This is a genomic window from Dietzia sp. SYD-A1 (genome assembly GCF_015356725.1).
Lineage (GTDB): Bacteria > Actinomycetota > Actinomycetes > Mycobacteriales > Mycobacteriaceae > Dietzia.
The window spans coordinates 1-5473 of sequence record NZ_JADDKI010000038.1; the positions used below are offsets into that span (position 1 = coordinate 1).

General features: G+C 72.6%; 6 protein-coding genes. 3 read left to right on the forward strand and 3 right to left on the reverse strand.

Annotated elements, in window-relative coordinates; translation table 11 throughout:
• Together IY392_RS02205 and IY392_RS02210 are read left to right on the forward strand one after the other, a co-directional pair.
• Positions 1-1152, forward strand: a 1152-nt coding sequence (locus IY392_RS02205; protein WP_194860398.1) for an APC family permease, incomplete at its 5' end; no start/stop codon positions are given.
• Complete coding sequence (locus IY392_RS02210) at positions 1149-2297, forward strand: nitronate monooxygenase family protein (RefSeq protein ID WP_107757531.1); 1149 nt, start codon at positions 1149-1151, stop codon at positions 2295-2297. The genes IY392_RS02205 and IY392_RS02210, both read left to right, overlap by 4 nt.
• A 34-nt stretch (positions 2298-2331) precedes the next feature.
• Here IY392_RS02210 and IY392_RS02215 read toward each other — a convergent pair whose 3' ends face one another.
• Positions 2332-2796: an SRPBCC family protein gene (locus IY392_RS02215; RefSeq protein ID WP_194860399.1), complete on the reverse strand. Its 465-nt coding sequence runs from the start codon at positions 2794-2796 to the stop codon at positions 2332-2334.
• 120 nt (positions 2797-2916) lie between these two features.
• On the reverse strand, positions 2917-3057 hold the full coding sequence (locus IY392_RS02220) for a hypothetical protein (protein ID WP_178088265.1): 141 nt from the start codon (positions 3055-3057) through the stop codon (positions 2917-2919).
• Between the two features lie 296 nt (positions 3058-3353).
• Between IY392_RS02220 and argJ the strand changes: the two genes are divergently transcribed.
• Positions 3354-4571, forward strand: coding sequence for a bifunctional glutamate N-acetyltransferase/amino-acid acetyltransferase ArgJ (gene argJ, locus IY392_RS02225; RefSeq protein ID WP_231750378.1), 1218 nt, complete (start codon positions 3354-3356; stop codon positions 4569-4571).
• Positions 4572-4638: 67 nt separating this feature from the next.
• Here argJ and IY392_RS02230 read toward each other — a convergent pair.
• Positions 4639-5473: alpha/beta hydrolase (locus tag IY392_RS02230; protein WP_194860400.1), on the reverse strand; the 835-nt coding region annotated here is incomplete at its 5' end.

Sequence of the window (5473 nt, forward strand, 5' to 3'; positions counted from 1 at the left end):
GTCGCGGCGGTGGTGGCGGCGTGCAACGCGGTGTCCTCTGCGCGGTTGGCCGCCCGGTTCCCGTCCGCCGGCGGCACCTACGTCTACGGGCGCGAGGTCCTCGGGCCGTTGCCGGGGTTCCTGGCGGGCTGGGGGTTCGTGGTGGGTAAGACCGCCTCCTGCGCGGCGATGGCGCTCACCGCAGGCCTCTACGTGTGGCCGGAGCACGCTCACGTGGTGGCGGCCGCCTCGGTGCTCGCGCTGACGCTGCTGTCGGTCTTCGGGGTTCAGCGCAGCGCCGGTGCGTCCAGGGTGCTCGTCGCGATGGTGGTGGCGGTCCTCGCGGTGTTCGTGGTGGCGGCCTGGACCATCGGCCCGGGGGCGGCCGGCGCGGTACTTCCGGTGTCCCCGGTGCCGTCCGTGGACGACGAGCCGTGGCCCGCGCGGCTGCTCGGGATCCTCGGCGGGGCCGGGTTCTGCTTCTTCGCCTTTGCCGGGTACGCACGCATCGCCACCCTCGGCGAGGAGGTACGCGAACCCGAGAGGACCATCCCCAGGGCGGTGGTGATCGCGATCTCCGTGGTCATCGTCGTCTACGCGGTGGTCCTGGCCACGACGGTCCACGTCCTCGGGGTGGGGGGCGTGGCGGCGGGTCCGGCGCCGGTCCTGGACGCGGCGCAGCGGATCGGCGACGGCGAGATCGCCCCGATCGTGCGGGTGGCCGCAGGAATCGCGGCGCTGGGCGCGCTGCTGGGGGGCGTCCTCGGGGTCTCGCGGACGACGATGGCCATGGCCCGCGACCGGCACCTGCCCTCGCGGTTGGCCGCGGTCCACCCGGCCACGCGGACGCCGTACGTGGCCGAGATCTGCGTGGGCGCGGTCGTGGCCGGCATCGTCCTGGTGGCGGACGTGCGCCAGGCGATCGGGTTCTCGTCGTTCGCGGTACTGGTCTACTACCTCATCGCCAACGCGGCGGCCCTGCGGCTCCCCCGGGAGCACCGTCGTCTGCCGGCCTGGGTTCCGGTCGTCGGTGCGATCGGCTGCGCGGTGGTGGCCGGGAGCCTGCCCTGGCACTCGGTGGTGGCCGGACTCGCCGTCTTCGCGCTCGGCGGGGTGGTCTACGCGGTCACCCGCCGTCGCGCGGTCCCGCCGGGCGTACCGTCACAGCCATGAGCGAGCGCCCGCCCCGGTTCCGCGACCGACCTGACCGCCCAGACCGACCTGACCGCCCAGACCGGCGTGGCCGCCTGCTGCCCGCCCACCTCCGCAGGCCCGTCATAGGGGCGCCCATGGCCGGGGGTCCCACGACCCCGGAGCTGATCGCCGCGGTCGGCGAGGCGGGTGGCCTGGGAATGCTCGGCTCGGGTTACCTCGACGCCGCCGGTACGCGCGCGGAGATCGCCCGCGTGCGGGCGGTCACCGACGCGCCGTTCGGCGTCAACGTCTTTCTGGTGGACCGGGACGACTCCGACGCGGCCCTCGCCGCCGCCGGCGGACCGCGGGTCGTCGAGAACTACGCGACCGCGATCGGACCCGTCGCCGAGGACCTCGGGATCGCGCTCGCCCCGAGCCCGGACTTCACCGACTTCGACCAGGACGCGACCCTCGCCGCGTTGGTCGCCGACCCGGTCGACGTGGTCTCGTTCACCTTCGGGATCCCCGGTCGCGACGTGGTGGAGGCGCTGCAGGAGGTGGGCACCGCGGTCGTCGTCACCGTGGCGGGCGTGCAGGACGCCCGCCGGGCGGTGGAGGCGGGCGCCGACTGGCTCTCGGTGCAGTCCGCGGAGGCGGGCGGTCACCGCTCGACCACGACCATCGGCGAACGGCCGGATTCCATCTCGACAGTGGACCTCGTGCGGTCCGTCCGGTCGGAACTGCCGGACGTCCCCTTCGTCGCCGCGGGTGGGATCAGCACCCCGCAGGACGTCGCGGCAGCCCTCGGAGCGGGCGCCGACGGTGTCCAACTGGGGACGGTCCTGCTGCGCACCCGGGAGGCGGGCACGAACGCCCTGTACCGCGCCGCGTTAGGCGATCCCCGGTTCACGGAGTCGAGGCCGACGCGCAGCTACACCGGGCGCTACGCACGTGCTCTGGTCAACGGGTTCGTGGCCGAGTTCGACGCGGTCGCTCCGCCGGCCTACCCTCTCCTTCACGTCCTCACCGGGCCGGTGCGCAAGGCCGCCACCGACACCGGTGACGTCGAGGTCCCGCCACTGTGGGCCGGCTCGGGCTGGCGTGCGGCCGGGTCCTACGCCGATCGGCCGGCCGCCGAGGTGGTCGCCGAACTCTGGGATCGGGGCACGACTCTCACGGGATGAACGCCTGAGGACCGGGCCGAACCCCCGGGGCGGCTCAGTCGGTGCGACGCTCCGCCTCGGCGGCGATGTCCGCCAGATCCTGCTCCATGGCCTTGCGGGTCGCTCGTTCGGCGAGCCCGCCCATCAGAGCCATCACGACCCGGGAGATCGCCGGGGCGTGCGCGGTGTGGGAACCGAACCGCATCCGCAGGGTCGACCCGGCGCCGTCCGGGTCCGGGGTCACGGTGAACACCGTCTTGTACTCGGTGCCTCCGTTCTCGGAGACGATCGCGGTGGAGTGCGGAGGCTCGGCGGTGAGGACCATCATCTCCTCGGTGGACTTCACGCCGAACATCCTCCGGGTCTCCCGCCATCGCAGCCCGGGCTGATAGGGCCCCGGCGTGAGGATCTCGACCGCCAGGACCCCGCTGAGGGTGCGGTGCGCGGAGGGGATGTCGGTGAGCACGGCCCAGACCTCGTCGGGGCCGGCGGCGACGTGACGGGAGAGATCGGCCTGCATGGAATCGAGGTTACCGCCTGAAATGCGGAAACCGGCCCCGCTCGAGGCGGGGCCGGTCACACGCGGTGCCCGGGCCAGGCCGAACCCGGCCCGGGCTGATGCGCCGTCAGGCGCGTCGACTCAGGAGCCGAAGTTCTCGACGAAGCCGCCGAAGAAGCCGAGGACCTGGGCGATGAGGTCGGAGCCGAAGTCGGCGGCAGCCGAACCGGTGTTGACGGCGGCGGAACCGGTGGCGATGCCATTGATGAAGTCGGAGATCATGGTTGAGATCCTTTCGTCGTACCGGCGGTGGGCTCTCCACCGCCGTGGTCTGCGTCGTTCGGACGCTCAGTGGGTACATCCGGACGACTGCGGCCGACGTTACCCAGAGAAGACTCCGAACCCCACCTGACAAGGGCTTTTGCCACGCGGTGGACGGTAAGGCCGCGTTCATACCAACAGGAAGTGAGCGACTGAAAGTGCTCAGGTGAGAGCTGCCTCACATTTAGTCCCGGGTCGGCGCACAGGGCGTCAACCGGCGGTCCGTGCGCAGGGTCGACGGGCCTAGACTCGGGGGCGTGAACTCCATCCGCACCGCGACCGCTTCCTCCGGACCGATCCCTCTGCCCGCGGGCTTCCGCGCACACGCGGGGGCCGCGGGGCTCCGCGAGGAGGGGGACGACGTCTTCGTCGTCGTCAACGACGGCCCGTCCCCGGCCTCGTCCGCGGTGTTCACCCGGTCCCGATTCGCCGGCCCCTCGGTGGTCCTCAGTCGGGAGAACGCCGCGGGCGGCCGGGCGCGCGGCGTGGTGGTGGTGGCCAAGAACGCCAACGTCGCCACCGGCGAGCAGGGGATGGCCGATGCGCGCGAGGTGCTCGAGCACGCGGCCGCGGCCGTGGGTACGGCGCCGGGGGAGATGCTCATCGCCTCGACCGGGGTGATCGGCCGGCGCTACCCCATGCCGATCCTGCGTGCCCATCTCGACTCGTTGGCCGAGGCCGGGTTCGACGCCGACGCTCTCGCTCTGGCCAGCGCGATGATGACGACCGACACCCACCCGAAGACGGCGACAACGGACATGACGACGACGACGGGCGGCACCGCCCGGGTCGTGGGCATCGCCAAGGGGGTCGGGATGGTCGAGCCGGACATGGCCACGATGATCGCCGTGGTCTTCACCGACGCCGCCGTGGAGCCCGGTGCGCTCGACGCCGCGTTCCGGAGCGCGGTGGACGCCACGTTCAACTGCCTGTCCGTCGACACCGACACCTCGACCTCCGACACCGCGATCGCGCTCGCCAGTGGTGTGGCCGGTCCGGTCGACGACGTGGAGCTCCGGAGAGCCCTGGAAGCCGTCTGCCTGGACCTCACCCTCCAGCTCGCCCGGGACGGCGAGGGCGCCACCAAGCTCCTCACCGTGGAGGTCACCGGCGCCCGGGACCGCGCCCAGGCGAAACGCGTGGCCAAGACGATCCTCAACTCGCCCCTGGTGAAGACCGCCGTCCACGGGGCGGACCCCAACTGGGGCCGCGTCGCCATGGCGATCGGAAAGTGCCAGGACGACACCGACATCGACCCGGAGCGGGTGCGCATCGTCTTCGGCGACCTCGAGACCTATCCCGCATTCCCCGGTGACGCAGAACTCGAGCGGCTCACCGAGATCATGCGGGCCGACGAGGTCACCATCTCGGTCGACCTGGGTGTCGAGGGCGGCGCCGCCGACGGTGACTGCACGGTCTACGGCTGCGACCTCTCCCGCGAGTACATCTCGATCAACGCCGACTACACCACCTGAGCCGGGCACCGGGTGGGCGCCGGGCCATCCGGACGAAATACCCGGGCTTCAGGCCGCGGGCCGTCCGTCACCCGGTGGTCCGGGGCTGCCGGCGCGCCATCTCGAGGATCGTGTCGCGGGTGTCGTGCCAGACCCGACCGGTGATGTCGCCCCACGGGTCGTGGCCACCGGGGACCAGGGACACGCGGGCGGGGTCGCCCGCCCGGCGGGCCTGGCGAACGTAGGTCTCGGACTGCTCGGGGGACACGACCTCGTCGTCACGACCGTGGACGCACACCACCGGGACCCCGGTGGGCAGGTGGGACACGGGCGAGGCGTCCCGGTAGCGCTGAAGACGGGTGCCGGAGGGGCCGCCGAGGAGCCCGGCGACGTACCTGTCCCCGGCCTGTTCCGCGCGCAGCAGATCCGCCACCCCGGCCAGGGACACACACCCCGAGACCGGGACGACGGGACGGGATCCGGGCAGCGAGGACGGTAGTCGTGCCCGCCCGGCGACCCACAGCGCCAGGTGCCCGCCAGCGGAGTGCCCGGCGACCACCACCCGGCGCAGGTCCAGCCGGCCGCCCACGAGTGCGGACACCTCCGCCACGTGATCCACGGCCTTGCACACGTCCGCGACCGTGGTGGGCCATCCGCCGCCCGAGCCGACCCGGCGATACTCGATGTTCCACACCGCCACGTCGAAGGAGGCCAGATCCCGAGCCTGGTTCTCCATGTACGCCAGGCCCATCGAGTCCCTCCACCCGCCGCCGTGGATCAACACCACCACCGGCAGTGCGGGGTTGGCCGACTCGGGCAGGTAGAGATCGCCGAAGGTCTGCCCGTCGGAGTCACCGGGCTCGCCGTAGAAGTAGCGGCGCGGTTCAAGGACACCGACCGCACCCTCGGGCGGGACGTAGGGG

Coding starts and splice junctions, on each gene's coding strand:
- IY392_RS02210 (WP_107757531.1), top strand. CDS start 1,149: ATGAGCGAGCGCCCGCCCCGGTTCCGCGACCGACCTGACCGCCCAGAC.
- IY392_RS02215 (WP_194860399.1), bottom strand. CDS start 2,796: ATGCAGGCCGATCTCTCCCGTCACGTCGCCGCCGGCCCCGACGAGGTC.
- IY392_RS02220 (WP_178088265.1), bottom strand. CDS start 3,057: ATGATCTCCGACTTCATCAATGGCATCGCCACCGGTTCCGCCGCCGTC.